The sequence below is a fragment of the Saccharomonospora iraqiensis subsp. paurometabolica YIM 90007 genome (genome assembly GCF_000231035.2).
GTDB classification, from domain to species: Bacteria; Actinomycetota; Actinomycetes; order Mycobacteriales; family Pseudonocardiaceae; genus Saccharomonospora; species Saccharomonospora paurometabolica.
In genome coordinates this window covers 7,196-7,483 of the sequence record NZ_KI912255.1, presented here as the reverse complement: position 1 = coordinate 7,483, position 288 = coordinate 7,196, and positions in this window count along the sequence as shown.

The window sequence follows — 288 nt, the reverse complement described above, 5'->3', positions numbered from 1 at the left end:
CCGTGCCGGGCCGGTGCCGGAACCCGGCCGGGCACCACCGCCGGGGCCGGGACCGGGACCACGGAGGCAGAGCCGACCAAGCGAACGGAGGCGGAGCCGACCGGGCGAACCACCGAGGCGGAGCCGACGGAGCGTGTCCGGGAGGCGGAGGCCCCCGAGGCGACCACGGCGGAGGTCGAGGCGGCGGAAACGACCGCGCCGCCGACCACGGCACCGGAGACGGCGGCACCGGAAACTCACCCGGACGGCACCGCCCCGACGGCGCCGGTGGAATCCGCGCCCGCGGAG